Raw genomic sequence first — 22495 nt, 5'->3', positions numbered from 1 at the left:
GTGGGGGCGGGATGTGGCTATACCTGAGCATGTCCGCGACGGCAGCCGGGACGGCCTGGCTTGCGTGGGTGCTGTTGAGACCGTTGTTGAAGGCGGAACAGAATGCGGCGCGCGCCATGCCGTGGTGGTGGCGCGTCGCATGGCCCTGGATCGCTGCGGTGGCGCCGTTGGCGGGTCGGCTCTGCTCGTGGCGGTGGCGGCTACGGCTGGACCAGGCAATAGAACGGGCGGCGTTGCCGCGGGAAGTCGGGTATGCGCACATCGCGGCGTTGTGCGCTAGCGCGGCTATCGCTGCCGGCGGCATGGCCGCCGCCGGAGCGCTTGCGCTGGCGCCGCCGGGCGACGCGGCGCTGCTGCCCTGGGCGCTGGCGTGTGCGCTGGCCGCCGGCATGGCGCCGGCGTTGTGGTTGAAGGGGCTGGGTGCGCAGCGATGCCGCGCCATCGAACGGGATCTGCCCTTCGTGTTCGACATGATGACGCTGTGCGTCGAAGCGGGCTTGAGCGTGCAGGGCGCGCTGCAATTGGCGGCACAAAGCGGTCCGCCGGGTGTGCTGCGCGACGCGCTCACGGATGCCCTGGCAGAAATGCGGGCGGGCGTGTCCAGAACCGTGGCGATCAAGACATTGGCCGAGCGCAGCAACAGCGCGCTGGCGCGAAACTGGGCGGCGGCTCTGGCGCAGGCGGAGGCGCTTGGGGCCAGCCTGGGGCCGGTCTTGCGCGCGCAGGCGGCGCAATGCCGCAGCGATCGCCACACGAGGGCCGAGCAACTGGCGATGCAGGCGCCGGTGAAGATGCTGCTGCCGTTGATCGGCTGCATCTTTCCGTGCACGTTTATCGTGCTGGCGTTTCCGATTGCGGTTCAGTTATTGCAGAGCGTGCAATGAGCCGCCCCATGCCATTATGCGAAGGGCGCCTGCGGTTGCTGACCGTGAAGCGGTGGTGGGGGCGTATGCGTGGGTTGCTGGGGCGGGCCCCGCCGGGGCCGCGGGCAGGCGTGCTGCTGACTCCCTGCGCCGCGGTGCATACCTTTGGTATGCGCTACGCCATCGACGTGGCGTTTATCGGCCGGGACGGCCGGGTGGTGGGATTGCGCCGGGCGCTTGCGCCGTGGCGGGTGACGTTATGCCTGCGCGCCGTTGCCGTTGTCGAGATGCGTGCCGGGGTTATTGATGCCGAACACGGAGGTATAGGCCGGATAGAAGCTGCAGTACAGGACGCCGCCCGCCGCGATGTTGAACGGAATCTGCAGCGTGCCGGCAAATTGGGGCGATAAACCGACGGCAACCAGCAATCCGGCGCACAGGTCGATGAACAGAAACACCATGATCCAGCAAACGCCATACACCATGAACGGCAGCTTGTTGCGCCAGCACGCGATGCCGGAGAAGAACAGGGCTTGCGTCAGGCGCAGACCGTGCCAGGCCACCAGCACGGGCGCGTGCCAGAACAGGGCCGCGATCACCACGTAGCAAATTGCGAACAGCATCAGCGGCATGGCCATGGCCGACAGGATCGGCTCCATGCTCTTTTCGACCGAGGCGATGCGCATGCCTTCCATCATCGAATCGGAAAAGGGCAGGAAGATGGCCAGGCCTGTCACCAGGCAAAGGCCGGCATACAGCAGACCCATCAGGAACAGCTTGCGGAATACGCCGGGCTGTTTGAGCGGCTTGCCCCACATGGACGGCAGCATGACGCGGTCGGCCTCGACGTGCTTGCACGCGGACAGCGTCATCAGGGTGATGATGGGCATCAGGGCCACGACCAGCATCGGGCCGACCGGCGGCGTTGCCGATGCAAAGACGACGAGCAGGCTGATCGCCATGGCCCAGGTGAACATGGCCAGGGGTTGTTTGCGGAACAGACGGAATCCGTCGCGGACCCAAAGCCAGCCGGACGTCGCGGGTAGAAATGCTGCTTGCATGGCTCTCTAGAAGGGAGTTCTCTCAAATAGGGGATGCTGTTCCCATTATGGGGGGCGTAGCGGTTACGGCAAGACGGGCAGTTCCGAGCGGTGGCGCGCTTGCAACACTCTTTCGAAGTGGCGTGGGTCGTGCGGCTTGAGCGTCTGCGCCGGGCGGGGCAGGAAGAAGTCGTACAACCGGGACAGCCAGAAACGTAGGGCTGCCGCTCGCAGCATCTGGGGCCAGACTTCGCGCTCGGCGTCCGTGAAGGGGCGCACCGCCGCGTAGGCAGCCAGCCAGGATTGCACCAGCTCGGGGATGAATTCGCCGGTGTCGCGCTCGATGCACCAGTCGTTGACGCTGACGGCCACGTCGAACAGCCAGGTGTCGCAGCCCGCGAAATAGAAGTCGATGATGCCGCCCATGAGCGGATCTTCGAAGGTGCCGGCAAAAAGGACGTTGTCCCGGAACAGGTCGCAGTGGGCGGGGCCGGACTGCAAGGCCTGCCATGCGGGCGTTTGGATGGCGGCCTGCTGGGCGGCCAGTTCGGACGTCAGCAGTTCGGCCTGGGCGGGGCTGAGAAAGGGCAGGACCTTGGGCGCGGTTTCGAGCCACCACGACAGCCCGCGCAGGTTGGGCTGGTGGATCGGAAAGTCCTGCGCCGCGACGTGGGCGCGGGCGAGGGTGGCGCCGGCGAGCGCGCAGTGGGCGGGGCCGGGGGCCGGCTCGTACCCGCCGGGCAGGCGCGACACGATGGCGCACGGCTTGCCGTGCAGCGTGGTCAAGCGGGTGCCGTCGCGCAGCGTCTGCGGCTGCGGCACCGGGATGCCGCGTTCGGCCAGGTGATACATCAGCTCAATGTAGAAGGGCAACTGCGCCTGCGTCAGCACCTCGAACAGCGTCAGGACATATTCGCCCCGCGTCGTGTACAGAAAATAGTTGGTGTTCTCGATACCCGCCGTAATGCCTCGAAGCGAGACGAACTCGCCCAGATCGAAATGCGCCAGCAGGGCGCGCGCGTCGTCATCGGATACGGGGGTGAATACGGCCATGGATCTTCGGTATGAGGGTTGAACGGACGCGCGCACGGGCGTGCAGGGTCGCGGCGCCGCAATTTTAGACCACATGGCGGGCGGCCTCGGGCAGCGGTTTCACGTGCGGCGCCGATCCCGGCGGGCACAATGTCGCCAAGCACCGTAAAATACCGCATCCCCTTGTTTTGTAGAGTGATTCTTGGACTCCCCCGACTGGCGGCTTTGCGTCGCCCCGATGATCGACGTCACTGACCGCCACTGCCGGTACTTTCACCGTCTGCTGGCGCCGCGCGCCCGCCTGTACACCGAAATGATCACCACCGGTGCGCTGCTGCACGGCAACGTGGCCCGCCACCTGGACTTTGACGAGGCCGAGCATCCCGTCGCCTTGCAATTGGGCGGCAGCGAGCCCGACGCATTGGCGCACGCCGCCAAGCTTGGCAAGCAATGGGGCTACGACGAAATCAACCTGAATTGCGGCTGCCCGTCCGAACGGGTCCAGAAGGGCGCCTTTGGCGCCTGCCTGATGGCCGAGCCGGCCCTGGTGGCCGACTGCATGAAGGCCATGCAGGACGCCGTGGACATTCCTGTCACGGTCAAGCACCGCCTGGGACTGGACTACGACGAATCCTATGAGTTCGTGCGCGATTTCGTGGGCAAGGTCTATGACACCGGTTGCCGCGTGTTCATCGCTCACGCGCGCAATGCCGTGCTCAAGGGCCTCTCGCCCAAGGACAACCGCGAGATCCCCCCGCTGCGCTACGACGTGGTTGCGCAATTGAAGCGCGATTTTCCGGATTGCACGTTCGTGCTCAATGGCGGTCTGGCCGATGCCGGGCAGTCCGTGCAGGCGGCCGGAGCCTTTGATGGGGTAATGCTGGGTCGCGCCGCATGGCATACGCCGCGCGTGCTGTCTGAAGTGTCAATGCAGTTGTGGCCGTCGGTGCGGCTGCCCAGCGATGCGCAGGTCGTGGACGCGATGACGGAGTACGCCGCGCGTCAGGTTGCCAAGGGCGTGCCGTTGCGGGTGATGACGCGTCCGATGCTGGGGCTGGTGAATGGCCAGTCAGGGGCGCGTCGGTGGCGCCGGATGTTGTCGGATCCGGCCCTTTTGGCGGCGAACAATCCGGAACTGATCTACGACGCGTGGCGCAGCCAGCGGCATGCGCCGGGTGCGCGCGACGCGACGCGCGAGGCCGCGTCCGCCGGGATGTGAATACGCAGCCGGCGCCGCAAGGGCGCCGGCGGGCTCAGGACTGGGCGGGCTCCGCGCTTTCGGCAGGCCAATCGCGAATGTAGGCTTTCAGCATGTTGTTTTCGAACTGCTGCGCCGCGACGATGGCCTGCGCCATGTCGTAGAACGAAATGACGCCCATCAGGGTGGGGCCGTCCATGACGGGGATGTAGCGGGCGTGCTTTTCGAGCATCAGGCGCTGGACTTCGTCGGCGCTGGTGTTGGGCGAAACGCTGACCGGCGCGTCGTCCATGATGGAACGGATGGTCGTATCGCCTGCGCCGCCGTGCGCGTGCATGTGGCGGATGATTTCGCGGAACGTGAGCATGCCGGTCAGGGTGCCGAATTCCATGATGACCAGCGAGCCTATGTCTTGTTCGCTCATGGTTTGCACGGCCTGGGCCACGGGCATGTCGGGCGACGCCGTATAGAGCGTATCGCCCTTGACGCGCAAAATCTCACTGACCTTCAACATCGGTATCTCCTGGGGCGGACTGCGCCCTATGCTTTGCTATTTCTTGTTCGCTTCCAGTTGCAGCACTGGGGCGACTCCATTTCCGGTATTTTGCGCTTCTCCGCAGAGTTCTTCCAGCGTTGGCGTGGTTTGCGGCGAATTTACGGACGATGCGATGCGCAGGATGTCGGGGTCATTGCGGACGCGGGATTGGCTTCGGTCCAGCAGGAAGCGATCCACGACGGGCGCCAACGAGGTCTCGCGCGCGTCGCACGTCAGCATCCAGTTGTCTTCGGGACTTCGGGTGGCCAGTCCCATCTTGCTCAGCGTTTCCAGGACTTCATTGAGTTCATCCTGATGCAGCCGCAGCTCCGAGGCCAACGTGTTGGCGGCCACGCCGCCGGGCGTCGAGAGCTGCGCGCGGCGCAGTGCGCGCAGCGCATCGAGCGCGTCGACGAACGAGGCGCCCGGGTAGCGGTTGATGTGCCAGCGTCCCAGCCGGATCAGCGGCGCGCTGGAAGCAAGCGTTGCGCCCAGCAGCACGGCCAGCCAGGACAGGTAGATCCACAGCAGGAAGATTGGCAGCGTGGCGAAGGCGCCGTAGATGACCGTGTAGGTGGGAAACCGGGTCAGGTAGAAGGCGAACGCCGACTTCATGATTTCCAGCACGATGGCCGTGACACAGCCCCCGATCAGCGCGTCGCGCCACAGCACGTCGCGGTTGGGTACGACGACAAAAAGCGCGGCAAAGCCCAGGCCGGTCAGCACCAGCGGGATGAACGAGACGACGACACTGATGACTTCAGGGACGTCCTTGATGAGACCCAGCGATTCGCGGGCCACGAACGAGGTCGCCCACAAGCTGGCGCCCGCCAGGACGGGCCCGAGCGTGATGATGGCCCAATACACCAGTGCCCGCTGCGGCAGGGGACGCTGGCGCGAGACGCGCCAGATGTCGTTGAAGGCCTGATCGATCGTCATGATCAGCAGCAGCGATGTGACCAGCAGGAACGCGCCGCCAATGGCGGTCAGGCGCGACGCCTGGTGCGCGAACTGGTTCAGGTAGTCCATGATGTTGTCCGACACGGACGGCGGCATCAGGCTGGTGGTGAGGAAGTCCTCGAGGGCGACCCGGAATTCCTGGAACACGGGAAAGGCCGTGAACAGCGACAGCACCACCGCGAGCATGGGGACGATTGCCAGAACGGTGGTGAAGGTGAGGCTGGAGGCAACCTGCAGCAGCTTTTCTTCGTTGGCGCGTTGGAGGACGAAACGAAATACGCGTCCGGTCCTCGCGACCCGGGAAATGCGCGAGGTTGGTCGTTCTTTGACCGCCGGCGTAGCGGCGGCGGGCTCGGCGGGGCGATTCATCAGGCGATAATAGCAGCATGAATCCCGAACTCAACCCCCGCTTGCGCCTCGTCGCCTCGGTTTCATTGTTTGCCCTGATCGTGCTGTGCGTCGCCTGGGAAACCGTGGTGGCGCCGGTGCGGCCGGGCGGTTCCTGGATGCTGCTGAAAGCCTTGCCGCTGGCGTTTCCGCTGCGGGGCATCGTGCGAGGCAATCTCTACACCTACCAGTGGGCGGCCATGCTGTCGCTGCTGTATCTGATGGAAGGCGTGGTGCGCGCCATGTCGGATCCGGCGCCGCTGTCCGTCTTGATGGCGTGGGGCGAGATCATCTTGTCCACCACCTTTTTCCTCAGCGCCATCTTTTATGTGCGGCCCGCCAAGCGCGCTGCCCGGAGTCAACGCGCATGAATGCCCAGTCCCTGTCCGAACTGCAAGCCGTCAACTCCTTTGCGGCCCTGCCCGAGGCTTTCTACACCCGGCTGGCGCCGCGCGGGCTGAACAATCCTCGTCTGCTGCACGCCAACGAACAGGCGGCCGCCCTGATCGGCCTGGATCCGTCGGTCCTGACCACCCCCGAATTCCTGCAGGTGTTTTCCGGCGGGCAGCCATTGCCGGGCGGCGATACGCTGGCCGCCGTCTATAGCGGCTACCAGTTTGGCGTGTGGGCAGGGCAGCTTGGCGACGGTCGGGCGCATCTGCTGGGCGAGGTTCAAGGGCCCGAGGGCGCCTGGGAACTGCAGCTCAAGGGCTCGGGCATGACGCCGTACTCGCGGATGGGCGACGGGCGGGCCGTGCTGCGGTCTTCCGTTCGGGAGTACCTGGCCAGCGAGGCGATGTTCGGGTTGGGCGTGCCCACCACGCGCGCCCTGGCGCTGGTCGTTTCCGATGATCCGGTCATGCGCGAAACCGTCGAGACCGCCGCGATCGTGACGCGGATGTCGCCCAGTTTCGTCAGGTTCGGCTCGTTTGAACATTGGTCGTCACGGCGTCAGCCGGACATGCTGAAAACACTGGCCGATTATGTGATCGACCGCTATTACCCCGAGTGCCGCGACGTGCCGACTGGCGATTCGGCGTCCGAGACGGCTCCGTACGTGAATCTGCTGCGTGAAGTTACGAGGCGCACGGCGTTGCTGATGGCGGACTGGCAGGCTGTCGGGTTTTGCCACGGCGTGATGAATACCGACAATATGTCGATCCTGGGGCTGACGCTGGATTACGGCCCTTATGGTTTCATGGACGGATTTCGGCTGGGTCATATCTGCAACCATTCGGATGCCGAAGGTCGATACTCCTGGAATCGGCAGCCGTCCGTGGGGCTTTGGAACCTGTATCGGCTAGGCGGCAGTCTGCACCTGCTGGTGCAGGACGCTGACGCATTGCGCGCCGTGCTGGATGAATACGAAGCCATTTTCACGCGCGCGTTCCATGACAAGATGGCCGCCAAGATGGGTTTGGCGGCGTGGCGTCCTGACGATGAGGCGTTGCTGGACGATCTGCTTAAACTGATGGACGCCAATCAGGCGGACTTCACGTTGTCCTGGCGCCGGCTGGCCGACGCCACGCAGGGACAGCGCAACGCCTTTGAGGATTTGTTTATCGACCGTCCCGCCGCCGGCGCCTGGCTCGACAAGCTGCTGGCCCGGCATGCGCAGGACGGGCGGCCTGCGGCGGATACGGCGGCCGCCATGAACGGCGTGAATCCCTTGTACGTGCTGCGTAATCACCTGGCAGAACAGGCGATTCGCGCGGCCAAGGCCGGCGACGCCAGCGAAATTGAAACGCTCATGAAACTGCTGCGAAGCCCCTTCGTCGCCCAGGAGGGTTTTGAACGCTATGCCGGCCTGCCCCCGGATTGGGCTGGTGGAATCGAAGTGAGTTGCTCGTCATGAAGATAATTTTGCGATAACGTCGACAGCATTAATCGTGCGACATTCCCCGGATTAACAAAAAAATCTCGGTAAAAATGTGAAATATCGCCATTTTTTTCGCTGCAATCATTCGTTTCCATTGTAAAAGTCGTAAGATTGCCGGCTCCGGGGCATTTTTGATCGCGTGGGCGCTCCAGGGTTATTTGTCGACAATTTCAATGTAAAGCACTCTGAATATGCCTGGTGCAGATGGTTTGCTATGTATAGGACTGCTCGAGGACGACGCCGATTTCCGCGAGGAACTGGCGTTGGGCTTGGGCGGCTACGGTTTTCGCGTGGCGTTCGCTTGTGACAATGCAGTTGCGTTCTACCGCCGCCTGCAAGAGCAGCCGTGCGACATCGTCATTCTCGACGCCCATCTTCCCGGCGAAGACGGCTTTTCCGTTGCGACGCGCCTGCGTGCTTTGAGCCCGGTGGGCATCGTCATGCTGACGGGCCGCAGCGCCCTGGAAGACCGCGTCCGCGGCCTCGAGGGCGGCGCCGACGTCTACATGACCAAGCCGGTGGATTTGCTGGAACTCAGCTCCGTCATTCGCAGCCTGGCGCGCCGCATGCGGTTGGCCAAGGCGCCACGCCCGGCTGACGCCGAGACGCGCGCGTCGGCGGATACGAACTGGTCACTGCAGGACGGCGGCTGGATCCTGGTGGCGCCCGACGGCGCCTCGCTGCACCTGAGCGCGCAGGAACGGACGTTCCTGGTAGCCCTGATGGACGCCGCGGGCAGTGCCGTCAGCCGGCAGGCGCTGGCTGAACTCTTCCTGCCCGACAGCCCGGGCGGGTTTGAGTTGCGGCGTATCGACGTGCTGGTGAGCCGTCTGCGCGCCAAGGCGCAAAGCGCCGGACTCAAACTGCCGGTGTTGTCGGTGCGCGGTCAGGGTTACGTGTTCGCGGCCTGACCCGGCCGCGGCTGCGGCTGACGCCAAGGCCCGTGCAGCGCTTAAGCCGACTGCCCGTTGGCGGGCAGGGTGATGACAAAGCGCGTGCCCACGCCCACCTTGCTTTGCATCGTCAGCGAACCGCCCTGGCTTTGGCAGATGCGCCGGGCCAGATACAGCCCGATCCCCATGCCCTGGGTTTCGCGATGCGCGGACCGCCGAAAGCGCGGCTCGAAGATCCGGGCTTGTTCCTCTTCTCCAATCCCCGGGCCGCGGTCCACGACGGCTGCCCAGGTCATGGCCGTGTCGCCGACCCGTGTATGACCCGTCTCGATTCGCACCGGTTCGTTGGCCGGCGAATACTTGATGGCGTTGTGAATCAGGTTGCGCACGACGACGCTGGTGAGCGGGCGATCGCAGAACACCGGCTGCGGCGCTTGCGCTTCGAGCACCAGAGCATGCGCGGTATCCGGGCGCATGGCATTCACCACGTCGCGCACCAGGTCGGCCATGTCTGTCTGTTCGCCGCGCGGACTCCAGGCATGTTCCTCGAGGCGATCCTGATTCAGCAACTGATCCATCAGCTCGGTCATCCGCGCAACCGACCGATGAATGCGCGCGAGCCGCGTGTCTACGGTTTCGCCACTGTCCGACAGAATCATGTCCAGCGATTGCGCCGCGGCGCTGATGGTGGCCAAGGGCGCGCGCAGCTCGTGCGAGATCAGCGCGTTCATCTGCCGTTGCGTGTCCAGCGCACCGGCCAGTTCGGCCAGCCGCAGTTCGCCTTGCGCCAGGTGTTCGGCGTCCGAGCCGGCGCCATTATTGCGCGCCGGCGCGGCACTGTTGGAGGCATCCAGCGCCAGCCAGACCAGCGTGCCCGACACCAGCATCAGTCGCAGCATTTCGAAGCTCGCATCCGTGGCGTCTGCGCCGCTTGCGTGCCACGCGTCGTGCCCGAGGATCCAGGCTGATGCGCCAAACGCGAGCATCAGCGCAAGGTTGGCCGGGCGGCCAGACCGCTGCCGCACCGCGCTGGCCAGGAACCACAGCGCCAGCGGCACGCTCAGCGCAGCGCACACGCCGGCAATGGCCGCAGGAAGCACTCCCGATTCCGTTTCATACACGAAGATCAGCGCCAGCGCCGCCACGCCGGACAGCGCAATGCTGATCCACCGGCACGCAACGCCCAGTCCGGTTGCAATGCGCGATCCCTGCAGCAGGGGCGCGGTCAGGGCGAGCAGGGCGGCATAAGAGGCAGCTTGCAGCGCGCCCGGCGGCATTAGATCGGGCAGCGAACGGAACAACCCTTCGACCAGCGCGAAGGCCATGCCTGCTGCATACAGCGCGTTGCGCGTGTGCGCCCAGGCCACGCCGCACACTATCGCGCAGGCGATGGCGACGCCGGCGGTCAAGCCTGAGTGCAGGTTCTCGTAGCCGGCATGTCCCCCGTCGGCATTCAACCCATAAGCGAGCGCGTAGGCCGGCCAGAAGCAGGCGCACAGCAGCAGGCCGACTCCCGACCAGATGGTTGTGCGGAAGAAGCCGGGCTGGCTTGCGCGAAGGTGGCGAAAACGCCAGCGGGTGCGAAGAAACAATCCTTCCGTCAACTAGGAACCCATTGGTGATCATGCGCGAGATCTTGCGCGTGGGCGGAGTTTACGACAGCTCCGCTTATCGCGCGGACGCCGATTTCTTCCAGCACGAGTTGCGTCGCCGTGTCCGGCACGTCAGCCGCATAAACCGACATGCCGAGCGTCATCGCGGTCGCGACCACGGTGGCGGCCAGGTGCTGGCTGCCGGGACTTTGCAGGAGGCCGCCGATGAAACTGCCGCTCAGCGTCACGTACGAGACGGGAAATTCATGCAGGTGCTCCATGGCGCCGAATTGCTGCGACAGCCGCGCTACCCCGACCCGTCCGCCTGCGCCCGTGACGATGTCGCAGAGCTGGCGCACATCGGCGCCTTGTTCGACGAGTCCCGCGGCGTCGACTTCCAGGATCAGCCGCGCTGACAGCGTGGGCCGGTCGTCGAGCATGCGTTCAAGACGCGCGAAGAAGGATCCTTGGGCAAGGGTGGCAAGCGATACCGGCACCGTGAGTGCGCCGTCATGAGTGAACAGCCAATCGAGACCCAGGCGGATCGCCTGGATATCGCATTCGGCGGACAGGCCCAGGCGCACGGCTGGCGGCATGAAGATCGAAGCCGGCACGGGATCGGTGCCGGAGGCATCGTGCAGCGTCAGGCAGGCCTCGTGGTGCAGCAGGGCGCCCGACAGGTCATGCAACGGCTGTGCCGTCAGTGAGAACCGGTGCTGCTCCAGCGCGGTAACCAGCGCGTCGTGCCAGCTGTATTCACCGATGCGGGTGCTGTCGGCGGCCTGGCTTGCCGGCGTGATCTGGTCGTCGTCCGCGCTTTCGGCGCACATCAGCGCATGATCCAGACGCGCGAGGATGTCGCTCATGTTGTCGCCCGGCGCGAAGGCTGCCATGGCCAGCGCCCACCGGCACCATCCGTATTTGTCCATCGGCACGCGCAGCGACCGCAGCTCGCGCCGCACGCGTTCGGCCAGCACGCTGGCCTGCGGCGCCGAGGTGCGCGGCAGCAGCAGGGCAAAATCCGATCCGCTGATCCGGGCGATCAGCGTGCCCGGACCGCCGAATTCCTGCACGAGCTTGCGCAGGCGGTCCGACGATGAGCGCAGCCACTGGTCGGTGAAGGCCCGCGACAGGTGCCGGTTGATCTGTGCGAGGTCGCGTTGGCGGAACATCAGCAGATGACCGCCGGCCTCGTCGGATTTATCTGCCAGCGCCAGCCGGAACTGGTCGACAAAATGCTTGCGGTTCGACAGGCGCGAGATGGGATCCCGGTAGATTTCGCTTTGCAGCGATTCGATGCGCGCATTCTGCTCCTCGACCGTGGCGGCGACACGGCGCTGCGCATCGACCAGCGCCTGGTCCACACCGGGCACTTCGCACGAACCGCTCAATGGCGCATCGGCGCCGGGCGCCAGCGCGCGCACGCGTTCGCAGATGTCGCGCGACGTGCGGGCTTCGATCCAGCGCACGAGATTGGTGGCGAACAGCGCCCAGAATGCGGCCGCGGCCAGCACCAGACCCAGAACGCGGATGCCGCCTTGCCACAGCGTGTCGCGAGCCAGGCGAGCATCGGCCTGCACGGTGAGGGTGCCTTTGCCTTGTCCGCCAGGAATGACGAACGGCCGGGAAATGGCCGGTGCTTCCATGTTCAGCCAGCCGGCGCGCCAATCGCGCTCCCGGCCTGCGGCAGCCGGTCCCGACCGGCGCTCCACACGCAGCGCGTTCCCTTCGTTCGTGATATTGACCAGCGAATACAGGCCCTGCCCGAACAATTCATCGGCAAGGGCGACTTGCTCGCTATGGCTGCCGGAACTGTGCGACAAGGCCCACGCGAGGGCATTGGCGCCCGATTCGCTTTGCTGGGCGAGCTGCGTATTCAGATAGCGGTGCGCCGCCAGCATCCCGAGGGCCTGGGCGCCCAGCAGGATAAAGCCGACCAGAAGGGCGGAGCATAAAAGCAGCCGGCGTAGTGTGGGCATGTATTGGCGAATCCCTTCCTGGGCCTGTGCGGGATAAAAACCTGGATATCAAACGTGACACACGTTACGAAACAACAGCCAGCAGCGGTGTCACGGTACTGGGACCTGTCACAGAACGCACAGAATATTACGAAATGCTCGGTCGTATCCGACAAGGTGTGCAATTATTTCGCTCGTGAGAATTGGCCCTTTGAGAACTATTGAGACACTGCGTATTAATTTTTGGGGTTGCGGTGTCGTAGATGGGTCGAGGCGTGGCGAAAGGACCGGCCAGAGATCGCCAATCCGGGACCCCGCCATGACCGCTGCGAGCAACATAGGATCCGAAGAAAGTCAGGAGAAGGAGGCGCGTTGCCTCCGAAATGTGGCGTTTTTTTGCGAAAACAATGCATAATTTAAAATATGTTACAGCCCCCGGGCCCGTGATCGGGCCGCAACGCCGGGGGCGTTTGGATAGGGGGGCTCCGTGCGTGAGAGTTACCTGCTCGCACTGTGCCTGACGCTCGCGGGCGCACTTGCAGCGATCAGTCTGCTGTTCTTCCGCCGGGACCGCGCGCTGCGCCGCCGCCTGACGCGGGATGAACTGACCGGCCTCCTCAGCCAACAGGAGTTGCATCGTCGCGTGCGTACCTGGCTGGGCCAACCCCAGGGTACGACGCGCCGCGGCGCCTTTTTTCTCGTCAGTTTCGAACACTACGCGCAGATCAGCGCCATGCTGCGCGCCGGCGAAGACCAGGCATTACTGGTGCAGGTGGCCGATCGCATCAGCCTGGTCGCACGCGCGCTCGGTGGGATGGCCGCGCGCTCCGGGGCCGATTCGTTCACCGTCTGTGTCCCCGGCGTGGACGAGGAGGGGGCTGCCCAGGTGTCCGCCAAGCTGCTGGCCGACCTGAGCGCGCCTTATGAACTGGGCGCCCGTCCCCTGATTGCCGTCTTCCGGATTGGCGCGGCGCTGTATCCCGCCCACGGCCGCAGTGTCGAGGAGTTGCAACGCTGCGTGCAGGTGGCGATGGTGCCCCTCAAGGATCGGGGCGGCGAGGGCTGGAACCTCTTCGACTTCCGGCTGCTGGCGCGGCAGCGGGATCAGCAGGGCCTGGAAAATGACCTTAGGCTGGCGCTGACGACACCGGCCATGGAGCAGTTTGAACTCTATTACCAGCCGGTCTGCGACAGTGCGACCGGCGTGGTGCAGGGGTGCGAGGCGTTGCTGCGCTGGCATCACCCCGTGCTGGGCAGCGTGTCGCCCGCCGTGACAATCGAATTGGCCGAACGCAGCGGACTGATCGTGCCGCTGGGCGCCTGGATCCTGGAGCGCGCCTGCACGCAGGCGGCGCTCTGGCCGTCGGCGTGGCGCGTCCACGTGAACCTGTCGGTCAAGCAGATGAACGAAGACGGGTTGGTCCAGCTTGTATCGGACGTGCTGGCGGCCGCCCGGCTGTCGCCGCGCAAGCTGGTGCTGGAGATCACCGAATCCATCTTCATCCTGCACTACGAGCGGCACGTGAAGATCCTGAATACGCTGCGCGACATGGGCATCGGGGTAGCGCTGGATGACTTTGGTTGCGGCTATTCCAGCCTGAACCATCTGCGCCATCTGCCCATCGACTGGGTCAAGATCGACCGCAGCTTCATTTCCGCCCTGGAATCGGACGCCGGCAGCCGCGAGGTGGTCTCTGCGCTGTTCGGCTTGTGCCAGGCCATGCACCTGCCGGTCGTGGCCGAAGGCGTCGAAACCGAAGGGCAGCGCGAAATCCTGAAGTCGTTGGGATGCCGCGTGATGCAGGGCTTTCTGCTGGGGCGGCCGGCGCCCGCCGCCGAAATCCAGGCTTTGGCCGCGGCGGTGTCATAATCGGGGTTGCTTGCAAACCCGACCTGTTGACTCCTTATGCCCGGCAATACCCTAGGTACTCTTTTTACCGTCACGAATTTCGGCGAATCCCACGGGCCGGCCATCGGTTGCGTCGTGGACGGCTGTCCTCCGGGACTGGCCCTGGACGCATCCGATATCCAGTACGAACTGGATCGCCGCCGCCCGGGCACCTCGCGCCACGTGACGCAGCGCCAGGAAGCCGACCAGGTCGAGATCCTGTCCGGCGTCTATAACGGGGTCACTACCGGCACGCCCATCGGACTGCTGATCCGCAATACCGACGCGCGCAGCAAGGACTACTCCAACATCGAGGACACCTTCCGTCCGGGCCACGCCGACTTCGCCTACTGGCGCAAATTTGGCGTGCGCGACCCGCGCGGCGGCGGACGTTCCTCGGCCCGGCTGACGGCGCCCACCGTGGCGGCCGGCGCCATCGCCAAGAAGTGGCTGGCCGAGCAATACGGCGTCAAGGTGCGCGGCTACATGAGCCAGCTGGGGCCTGTCGCCATCCCGTTCGTTTCGTGGGACGAAGTGCCCAACAATCCCTTCTATGCCCCCAACGCCGACGTCGTCCCCGAACTGGAAGCCTATATGGACCAGTTGCGCCGGGACGGCGATTCCATCGGCGCGCGCATCGAAGTCGTGGCAGAGAACCTGCCGGCAGGCTGGGGCGAACCGATCTACGACCGCCTGGACGCCGACATCGCCCACGTCATGATGGGCCTGAACGCGGTCAAGGGCGTTTCCATTGGCGCCGGCTTCGACTGCATCACGCAGCGCGGGTCGGAACATGGCGACGAGATCACGCCCGAGGGCTTCCTGAGCAACCACGCCGGCGGCGTGCTGGGCGGCATTTCGACCGGCCAGCCCATCACCGTGTCGCTCGCGATCAAACCCACGTCGAGCATCCGCGTCGAGCGCCGCTCGGTCAACCGCGCCAACGAGCCGGTGATGGTGCAAACATTGGGCCGCCACGACCCGTGCGTGGGCATCCGCGCCACGCCCATCGCCGAAGCCATGCTGGCGCTTGTGCTGATCGACCACGCGCTGCGCCATCGCGGTCAGTGCGGCGCGGCGCCCGTCTGATACGTTTTCCCGTAGTTGAATTGGCTTGGAGGCCGACATGAAACAGAAGCGTCATTTTCTGCGCAATGCCGGGGCCGTGCTGTCGCTGGCCGTGCTGGCCGGCTGCACCAGCATGAACACCACGCAGTCAGGCGCCGTGGGCGTTGACCGCAAGCAATACATGTCCACGATGGTGCCGGCGCAGGCGCTGGAACAGGAAGCAAACCAGCAGTACGCCGACATCCTGCAGGAGGCCAAGTCCAAGGGCCTGCTGGATCGCGACGCCAAGCAAGTGGCGCGCGTGCGCGAGATCTCGCAGCGCCTGATCGCGCAGGCCGGCGTGTTCCGTCCCGATGCGGCCAACTGGAAATGGGAAGTCCACGTGCTGTCCAGCGACGAGGTCAACGCCTGGTGCATGCCGGGCGGCAAGATCGCCGTCTACACCGGCCTGATTTCGCAGATCAAACCGACCGACGATGAGCTGGCCGCGGTGCTGGGCCACGAAATCGCCCACGCGCTGCGCGAACATGCGCGCGAGCGCGTGTCCCAGCAGATGGCGACCAATCTGGGCTTGCAGGTGTTGTCCATTGCCACGGGATCCAAGGCGGCGTCGGACCTGGGCGGTGAGTTGACCAGCGTGATGTTCACCTTGCCCAACAGCCGTACGCACGAGACCGAGGCGGACCGGATGGGCGTGGAACTGGCGGCCAGGGCGGGCTACGACCCGCGTGCTGCCGTGACGCTGTGGCAGAAGATGGGCGCGGCCAGCCAAGGCAGTGCCCCGCCCGAGATCCTGTCGACCCATCCGTCGGCCGCCTCGCGCATCAGTGATCTGCAATCGGCTTCGCAGAAAGTGATGCCGCTTTACGAACAGTCCAAGGGCCAGGCCGCGCGTTAAGACGGCAAGGCGTTACGCTGAGGACGCGGCCCGCGCGGCAATGCCTGCGCGGGCCGTTTTGCATGGTCCTTGCCTGGCGGTGGGGCCTGTCTGATCCCCCAACCGCAGGTCCTTGCGGTATTCCTTCGACTTACAAGGCGCTCGCCGTCTTGACGCCCTGGCCGCGCATGATCTCGATGCCCAGGCCGTGCAGAATGCGCTGCGTCTCCGCGTCCGGCACGTCTTCCGCGTAAACCGCAATTCCCAGCGAACGGGCCGTTTCCAGCACCGATGCCGTCAACTGCTGGCTACCCGGGCTTTGCGACATTCCGCCCACGAACCCCCCGCCCAATTTCACGTAGGACAACGGCAGCGTGTGCAGTTGCGCCACCGCGCCAAATTGCTGCGCCAGGCGTCGCACGCCGATGTGTGCGCCAAATTCCGCTGCGACCCGCGCAAAGGCGGTGATCTGCTCGTGGCATTCCACCAGCCCGTGCGCGTCGATTTCCACGTACAGACGGCGCGCCAGCGGACGGTTTTCGGTCAGCAGCAGTGCAAGCTGGCGCAGGAACTTCTGGCCGCGCAAAGAGGGCAGCGCCACGCGCACCGCAAGTTCGCCCGAATGGCTGGCCAGCCATTCCAAGCCCAGCCGCACGGATTCCAGATCGCATTCCGCCACCAGGTCCAGCCGCACGGCCGGCGGGATGAAGAGCGTGGCGGGGATCGGCTCCTGGTCGGGCGCGGTGCGCAGCATCAGCATGGCTTCGGTGCGCACGGTGCGCCCATCGAGCGCCAGCAAGGGTTCGGTGGACAGTTCGAACTGCCGGTTCTCCAACGCCGTCTGGATCGCGTCCTTCCAGGCGCGTTCGCCCGCTTCCGACGGCGACTGCATGTCGGTGGCGCCCGCGATCACGACCTGGTCGTTGCCGGCGCTTTCAGCGCGCATCAGGCCAAAATCCAGGCGGGCGAGCACGGCGCCCGCCTGGCTGCCGTGTCCGTAATCGGTCATGGCCTGCGCCCAGCGGCAAAGATGGCCCTCACCAACCGGAATGCGCGAGGCATGCAGATCCGCGCGCACCTGCTCGGCCACCATCATGGCCTGCGGCGCCGCGCAGCCCGGCAGCAGCAGTGCAAAGTCCGACCCGTTCAGCCGCGCCAGCATGGGCGCGGCGACGTGCATGCGCTTGAGCGTGCCCTGAATGCGTTCGCACGCGGTGCGCAGCCATTGGTCGATGAATTCGCGCGGCATGTGGCGGTTCAGATCGGCCAGATCGCGCTGGCGAAACACCAGCACATGACCGCCGTCGATCCGGGACGTGCCCGCCGCGGGCCGGGTTTCCAGCGCGCGCCGGAACTCGTTGACGAAGTATTTGCGGTTGGGCAGGCCGGTCACCGGGTCCTGGTTCAGCTCCAGTTCCAGCGACTCGATCTTTGCGTTCTGTTCTTCGACGCTGGCATGGATGCGTTCGCGCGTCTGGTTCAGCGCCTGCACCACGCCGGACAACTCCGGCACGCGCGCCTCGACCTGCTCGCCGGGCGCGTCGCGCCCGATGCCGCGGACGTGTTCGCTGATCTCGCGCAGCAGACGGTTCTTGATCCATCCGACCAGCACGAAGGCAAACATGGCCCACAGGATGCCCGCGCCCACGACCAGCGCGATCATCTTCAAGCTGCTGCGCCACAGGGCTTCCCAGGCGTAGGCGTCGTTGGCGATCAGGGTGACTTCGCCGATCTGCCGCCAGCCGTCGCTGACCGCGTGGCTGGCCGCCTGGCTGTCCAGCGGCGCCAGCGCCTGAAACCACGCCGGCACGGACGCGGCGGTGGCGGTCGACTTGCGTTCGATCAGGACCTTGCCGTCGGGATCCGTCAGGCGCACCAGCGAGAAGTGCCCGCCGTCGTAAAGCGCCGAGACCAGCAGTTCCTGCACGACCGGATCGTTGTTCGCCGGTTGCGACAGGGACAGGGCCAGGGAGACGGCCGCGTCGGTGCTTTGCACCTGAAGCTGGCCCGACAGGTACTCACGCGCCGAATTGACGCTGAGCGCCAGCGTCCCCAGCAAAATCACGCTGATGGCGAGGGTCACACTGAGCAGTAGCTGACGAAGTATGGACATAGTCTTGTTTCCGGACATCAGGGGCGGATGCCTTCCCGTTCCATGCGTTGAAGTAGGTCGCGCCAGCGGCTAAGGCGGTCGACGGGCGCGGCCGCCTTGCCGTCCACGTAGACGCCGTCGGCGTTGAAACTGAAAACCGGCGTCAGGTCGCGCCGCTGCGTGGCCGGCAGGATGGTTGAGATCAGGCTGTCCAGCACCAGCGGGACGGCATTCGGGGTCTCGTAATAGCCCAGCACCATGTGGGCCACCTGGCTGCTGCTGGCCGCGCCGCCGATGCGGGCGCGCACGTAGATGAAGCGCAGCTTGTTGGCCGGTACGCCCATCGAGAGCAGGGTGAAATACTTGCCGATGACATAGTCTTCGCAATCGCCGGCGCCTTTGCCCAGCGACTCCAGGGGCGTTGCCCAGTAATCGGCTTGCTTCCAGATGATGGAATCCTCGCCGGAGAGCAGGGCGCGGTTCCAGAAATCGTTGGCGACGGTGAGACGGTCGCGGTCGGTTGCGGGGGCCGGGCTGCGCAACAGTTGCAGCCAGTTCGATACGGACTTTGCGCCCTTGGCGCCATAGCGGCTGGACGACAGGCTTTGCAGCCTGTCGGTGTTGATTTCCAGCGCCGAACTGCCACTCCACCCGCAAGCCAGGCATAGCAGCGCCACACGGCACAGAGTCAGCGCGCTACGAAAACGACGGGTTGAGGGCATGAAACGGATTTTCACATTTTTTCGGCGTCTCAGATTGCGCCGTTGAAAAAAATGCGCCGTGCGGGACGGGGAAGGCCGGGCGGCCTTCCCCGCGAGGTCGATGCTTAGCTGTGATCGACGTTCAACTTACCCTTCTGCAGCAGGTCATTGATGATGGCCTGATCCGTTGCCAGCTTGCCGCCGTTGGTCAGATCGACGTTCTCCAGAATGATCTTCTGGTCCGCACCTTGGCCGATCTTGCCGTCGGTGCTGATTTCGATGACCGTGTTGGCGCTGTTGGCAGGGTCCTTCGAGAAGTGCAGGTACTGGGTCAGCGTGCCATCCTTTTCGCCTTGCAGCATGTCGCGCAGATCCAGCACGTCTCCGCCGTTGGCGATCGTGGCGATCGAGAAGTCCTTGATCACGTCCACGGCCGGCTTTGCCGTCGTGCCCTGATCGCCGAATTCCCACTTGAACGTGTCGCTTCCGTCGCCGCCGTGCAGGATGTCGTCACCCTTGCCGCCGATCAGGACGTCGTTGCCGGCGCCACCGTACAGCGTGTCTTTGCCCGCACCGCCGTACAGGATGTCATTGCCGTCATCGCCGTACAGGATGTCGTCGCCGCCCTGACCGTAGAGGATGTCGTTGCCCGAACCACCGTGCAACTCGTCATTGCCGCCGCGGGTGTCGCCCTGCACGTCGAACAGACCGTGGTTGTCCGAGATGAACTTGTGCAGGTCGGCGTCCGTCGGCTGCGTGCCGTTCTTCAGCAGCAGGAACAGCTTCAGACCATCCAGGCCGGAGCCGTCGGCGTAGTCGGCGGGCTTGGCCGGGTTGCCGTTCACGCCCCACGGCAACTGATCCGTGTTGATCGCGTCGCCGAACAGGATGTCCGATCCGTCGCCGCCGTAGATCTTGTCGTTGCCGACAGGCGCCAGCTCGGTGCTGGTGTTGCCGCTGATCAGAGCCGTTTCCAGGTCCGACGGGTTCAGCACGACCTGCGACTGGCCAGTGCGGCCCGACGTATAGGTACGGATGTCGTCGATGTCGACGCGGAACCGAGCGTTGTTATTGCTGTTGTCGCTCACGGCAAACTGGAAGCGATATTCGCCCGGCCCAAAAATGCCGGTCGTGGTGTCGGCTTGCGTGCCTTTCTCGACGACCTTCCACTCGTTTCCGACCTTCATCAGCAAGCGCCACTCGAACGTGTCGCCTGCGCCCTGGTTGCCCAGGAACGCATTGAACCCGAACGAAGCGCCGGACGCAGAAGTGACAACCATCTTGTGGGACTCGGCCATCGTCACGACATAGGCGCTGCCGTTCACGCTGGTGTCGGTGATGCGCATCCGGTAATCAGGCCACCAGCTGCTTCCGTTGTTGTAGTCCGTCACTTCGCCGGTGCCCGACTTCTCCCAGTTGTTCACGTTGTTCACGCCCGAGCTGGACTCGAACGATGCGACGACCGATCCGCCGGAAGTGTAGGAGGAACCTGTGTTGTCGTACTTGTCCAGCGTCGAGACGGAGACGCCGTCACCGATGCCGATGCCGTAAACGTCGCTGACATTCGACAGGCCCTTGAAGGCGTTGTCGCGCGACGAGGCGTTGTCCGTAGGCTCGCCGTCCGTCAGGAAGAAGGTCAGGTTCTTGTAGGGATTGCCATTGCTGTCCACCGTGGGCTGGCCGTCGAACCAGTTCTTGGCCTGGGTGAACGCCGACCCATAAGGCGTGCCGCCGCCACTCTTGAGGCCCATCAGGATGTCGACCATGTCGTCGACGTTCTGCGTCGTCAAGCCCGAGATCGACTTCTGCAGCTTGCTTCCGCTGCCTTCGAACGTGATGAGCGAGATGTTGATGGAGCCGTCATGGTGAGCCAGCTGGCCCTCGAGGAATGCTTTGAGCGCCTTCTTGGCGGTAGCCAAACGCGATTCCGCGCTGTTGCCGCTGCCCCACTTGTCGTCCATCGAGCCGGACAAGTCCAGCACGAGGGCAATGTTGTAGCTGCTGCCCGGGGTCACGCTCTTGACCATGCCGCCCTGGTCGCCCAGCAGCACGTCGTTGCCCGTGCCGCCCTTGACCGTGTCGTTGGTGTTGTTGCCGCCGACGAACTGGTCCACATGCAGCTTGAACGTCTGCTGCGCAGAGGTGTCCTGACCGCCATTGGCCGTGCCGCCGGTGTCCTTGACGCGGAAGTCGAAGTTGGAGCCCGCGTTCTCGCCCACGTTGGTGGCGGCGGCCTGGAACACCAGCTTGCCCGCCTGGATATCAGCAGCGCTGATTTCCTGGCCTTGCGTGACGGCCTTGCCGTTGAGCATCAGCGTGCCGCCCGTCGGCAGGGAGTCGATGATCACCGACTTGATGGCGTGACCTTCCACCGGGTCGGAGAACGCGAAGTCGCCCGAACCGAAGGTGTAGGTCTTGCCTTCCGTGACGTTGCCCGATGCATCTTGCGACACGGGGGCGTCGTTGACCGGCAGCACGTCGATATCCAGCGTGGACGTCGTCGACGCCGCGCCATCGGACACGGTGTACTTCACCTGCGGCACATCGCCGTTCCAGTTGGCGTCCGGCTTGAACGTGTAGCTGCCATTGGCGCCGATCAGCAGGGTGCCGACGCCGGCAATGGTGGCGGTCTTGCCTGCTTCATAGCGCACGCCGTTGACCGTGAACTCGGTGACGGTCAGCGTCTTGCTGTCCACGTCGGTCGCGCCCTGGAGCACGTTGCCGGTGGCGGTCTGGTCTTCCAGGATCTCCTTGGTGTGGGCCTGCAGGACCGGCGCGTCGTTGGTGCCGTTGATCGTGATGGTCAGGGTCGCTTCGCTCTTGTCGCCGTCCGCGTCGGTGATGGTGTAGCGGATGGTTTCGGTCAGCGTTTGGCCGTTGTTCAGCGCTTGAACCGCGGACAGACCGTTGTTCAACTGATAGGACCACGTGCCGTCGCCGTTGTGGACCAGCGTGCCGTACTTGGCGTCGGTGGTCGTGATCACGACGGTGGTCTTGTCCGCGCCCAGCGTGTCGTTGGTCAGAACGTTGCCCGTGATCGGGGTGGCGGTGTCTTCGGTGACCGAGGCCGAATCGTTCTTGGCGATCGGCGCGGTGTCGATGATCTGGATGACCAGATCATTGCTCGTCGACTTGCCAGCCAGGTCGGTGACCTTGACCGTGAAGTTGTCGCGAACCGAGTCATCGCCCGCCGAGTGGTTATCGGCGCCGCCCGTTTCCTTGTAGGAGTAGGAGATCACGCCCGTCGCAGCGTTGTAGCCCGTGACAGTCAGGATGCCCTTGTCGGTCGTGATGACGACGGGGTTGGCTGCGCTGGCACCGGTCACGTCGCGGCCAGCCACGGTGACGGCGGTGATGCCAGCTTCCGCCGACACGCCAACCGAACCCGTGACGGTTGCGCCGGAAGCTTCCACCACACTGTTGTGCGCGCTGGTGACGTTGCCGTCGCTATCAACCGGGGTGACGACCGGAGGACCGTCGGTTTGGCCGTTGATCGTGATGGTCAGCACCGCTTCGCTCTTGTCGCCGTCCG

General features: G+C 64.9%; 17 protein-coding genes and 1 pseudogene. 9 read left to right on the top strand and 9 right to left on the bottom strand.

Annotation, left to right across the window (positions count from 1 at the left end; genetic code table 11):
- Nucleotides 1–11: 11 nt before the first annotated feature.
- Together KW836_RS27165 and KW836_RS28205 are read left to right on the top strand one after the other, a co-directional pair.
- Entirely contained in the window at nucleotides 12–884 is an 873-nt protein-coding gene (locus KW836_RS27165) for a type II secretion system F family protein (RefSeq protein WP_218345267.1), read from the top strand.
- Nucleotides 881–1114 (top strand): annotated as a pseudogene (locus KW836_RS28205) (DUF192 domain-containing protein); the annotation flags it as partial. The gene KW836_RS27165 and the pseudogene KW836_RS28205, both read left to right, overlap by 4 nt.
- Nucleotides 1115–1120: 6 nt before the next feature.
- Here the strand turns inward: KW836_RS28205 and KW836_RS27155 are convergent.
- Nucleotides 1121–1924, bottom strand: coding sequence for a BPSS1780 family membrane protein (locus tag KW836_RS27155; RefSeq protein ID WP_224776787.1), 804 nt, complete (start codon nucleotides 1922–1924; stop codon nucleotides 1121–1123).
- A gap of 63 nt (nucleotides 1925–1987) precedes the next feature.
- Nucleotides 1988–2956, bottom strand: a complete 969-nt coding sequence (locus KW836_RS27150) for a homoserine kinase (RefSeq protein ID WP_175125013.1) — start codon at nucleotides 2954–2956, stop codon at nucleotides 1988–1990.
- 217 nt (nucleotides 2957–3173) lie between these two features.
- Between KW836_RS27150 and dusA the strand changes: the two genes are divergently transcribed.
- Nucleotides 3174–4154, top strand: a complete 981-nt coding sequence (gene dusA / locus KW836_RS27145; protein ID WP_239214670.1) for a tRNA dihydrouridine(20/20a) synthase DusA — start codon at nucleotides 3174–3176, stop codon at nucleotides 4152–4154.
- Between the two features lie 34 nt (nucleotides 4155–4188).
- Here dusA and KW836_RS27140 read toward each other — a convergent pair whose 3' ends face one another.
- Nucleotides 4189–4647: a CBS domain-containing protein gene (locus KW836_RS27140; protein WP_056315762.1), complete on the bottom strand. Its 459-nt coding sequence runs from the start codon at nucleotides 4645–4647 to the stop codon at nucleotides 4189–4191.
- A 36-nt stretch (nucleotides 4648–4683) separates the two neighbouring features.
- Entirely contained in the window at nucleotides 4684–5997 is a 1314-nt protein-coding gene (locus KW836_RS27135) for a YihY family inner membrane protein (protein ID WP_175125011.1), read from the bottom strand.
- Nucleotides 5998–6014: 17 nt separating this feature from the next.
- On the opposite strand from KW836_RS27135, the gene KW836_RS27130 reads away from it, so the two are divergent.
- From KW836_RS27130 to KW836_RS27120, 3 genes are all read left to right on the top strand, one after another.
- The gene (locus tag KW836_RS27130; RefSeq protein ID WP_056571311.1) at nucleotides 6015–6386 is read left to right on the top strand and encodes a DUF2069 domain-containing protein; all 372 of its coding nucleotides are present in this window, start codon (nucleotides 6015–6017) and stop codon (nucleotides 6384–6386) included.
- The gene (locus KW836_RS27125; RefSeq protein WP_218345265.1) at nucleotides 6383–7870 is read left to right on the top strand and encodes a YdiU family protein; all 1488 of its coding nucleotides are present in this window, start codon (nucleotides 6383–6385) and stop codon (nucleotides 7868–7870) included. Before KW836_RS27130 ends, KW836_RS27125 begins: the two co-directional genes overlap by 4 nt.
- Nucleotides 7871–8085: 215 nt before the next feature.
- On the top strand, nucleotides 8086–8805 hold the full coding sequence (locus KW836_RS27120; protein ID WP_043518814.1) for a response regulator transcription factor: 720 nt from the start codon (nucleotides 8086–8088) through the stop codon (nucleotides 8803–8805).
- Nucleotides 8806–8846: 41 nt separating this feature from the next.
- Here KW836_RS27120 and KW836_RS27115 read toward each other — a convergent pair whose 3' ends face one another.
- Together KW836_RS27115 and KW836_RS27110 are read right to left on the bottom strand one after the other, a co-directional pair.
- A complete protein-coding gene (locus KW836_RS27115; protein ID WP_218345264.1) occupies nucleotides 8847–10379 on the bottom strand; it encodes a HAMP domain-containing sensor histidine kinase in 1533 nt (510 codons plus the stop codon).
- A gap of 8 nt (nucleotides 10380–10387) precedes the next feature.
- Nucleotides 10388–12358: an EAL domain-containing protein gene (locus KW836_RS27110; RefSeq protein WP_218345263.1), complete on the bottom strand. Its 1971-nt coding sequence runs from the start codon at nucleotides 12356–12358 to the stop codon at nucleotides 10388–10390.
- A 466-nt stretch (nucleotides 12359–12824) separates the two neighbouring features.
- On the opposite strand from KW836_RS27110, the gene KW836_RS27105 reads away from it, so the two are divergent.
- Genes KW836_RS27105 through KW836_RS27095 form a run of 3 tightly spaced genes read left to right on the top strand, consistent with a single transcriptional unit; the run spans nucleotide 12825 to nucleotide 16191 of the window.
- Nucleotides 12825–14207 carry a bifunctional diguanylate cyclase/phosphodiesterase gene (locus tag KW836_RS27105; RefSeq protein WP_175125007.1) on the top strand — a complete coding sequence of 461 codons (1383 nt, stop codon included), beginning with the start codon at nucleotides 12825–12827 and terminating at the stop codon, nucleotides 14205–14207.
- Between the two features lie 36 nt (nucleotides 14208–14243).
- Nucleotides 14244–15314 carry a chorismate synthase gene (gene aroC / locus KW836_RS27100; protein WP_218345262.1) on the top strand — a complete coding sequence of 357 codons (1071 nt, stop codon included), beginning with the start codon at nucleotides 14244–14246 and terminating at the stop codon, nucleotides 15312–15314.
- 37 nt (nucleotides 15315–15351) lie between these two features.
- Nucleotides 15352–16191 carry a M48 family metallopeptidase gene (locus KW836_RS27095; RefSeq protein WP_175125005.1) on the top strand — a complete coding sequence of 280 codons (840 nt, stop codon included), beginning with the start codon at nucleotides 15352–15354 and terminating at the stop codon, nucleotides 16189–16191.
- A gap of 130 nt (nucleotides 16192–16321) precedes the next feature.
- On the opposite strand, the gene KW836_RS27090 is transcribed toward KW836_RS27095, so the two are convergent.
- The 3 genes from KW836_RS27090 to KW836_RS27080 form a co-directional block, all read right to left on the bottom strand.
- Complete coding sequence (locus tag KW836_RS27090) at nucleotides 16322–18283, bottom strand: LapD/MoxY N-terminal periplasmic domain-containing protein (RefSeq protein WP_218345261.1); 1962 nt, start codon at nucleotides 18281–18283, stop codon at nucleotides 16322–16324.
- A gap of 17 nt (nucleotides 18284–18300) precedes the next feature.
- Nucleotides 18301–18984, bottom strand: a complete 684-nt coding sequence (locus tag KW836_RS27085; RefSeq protein WP_218345260.1) for a transglutaminase-like cysteine peptidase — start codon at nucleotides 18982–18984, stop codon at nucleotides 18301–18303.
- Between the two features lie 104 nt (nucleotides 18985–19088).
- Nucleotides 19089–22495, bottom strand: a 3407-nt coding sequence (locus KW836_RS27080) for an Ig-like domain-containing protein (protein ID WP_218345259.1), incomplete at its 5' end; no start/stop codon positions are given.

The organism is Achromobacter sp. ACM05 (assembly GCF_019218915.1).
Lineage (GTDB): Bacteria > Pseudomonadota > Gammaproteobacteria > Burkholderiales > Burkholderiaceae_B > Achromobacter > Achromobacter animicus.
Note: the sequence above shows the minus strand (reverse complement) of the source record. Positions and strands in the feature narration are given on the sequence as shown.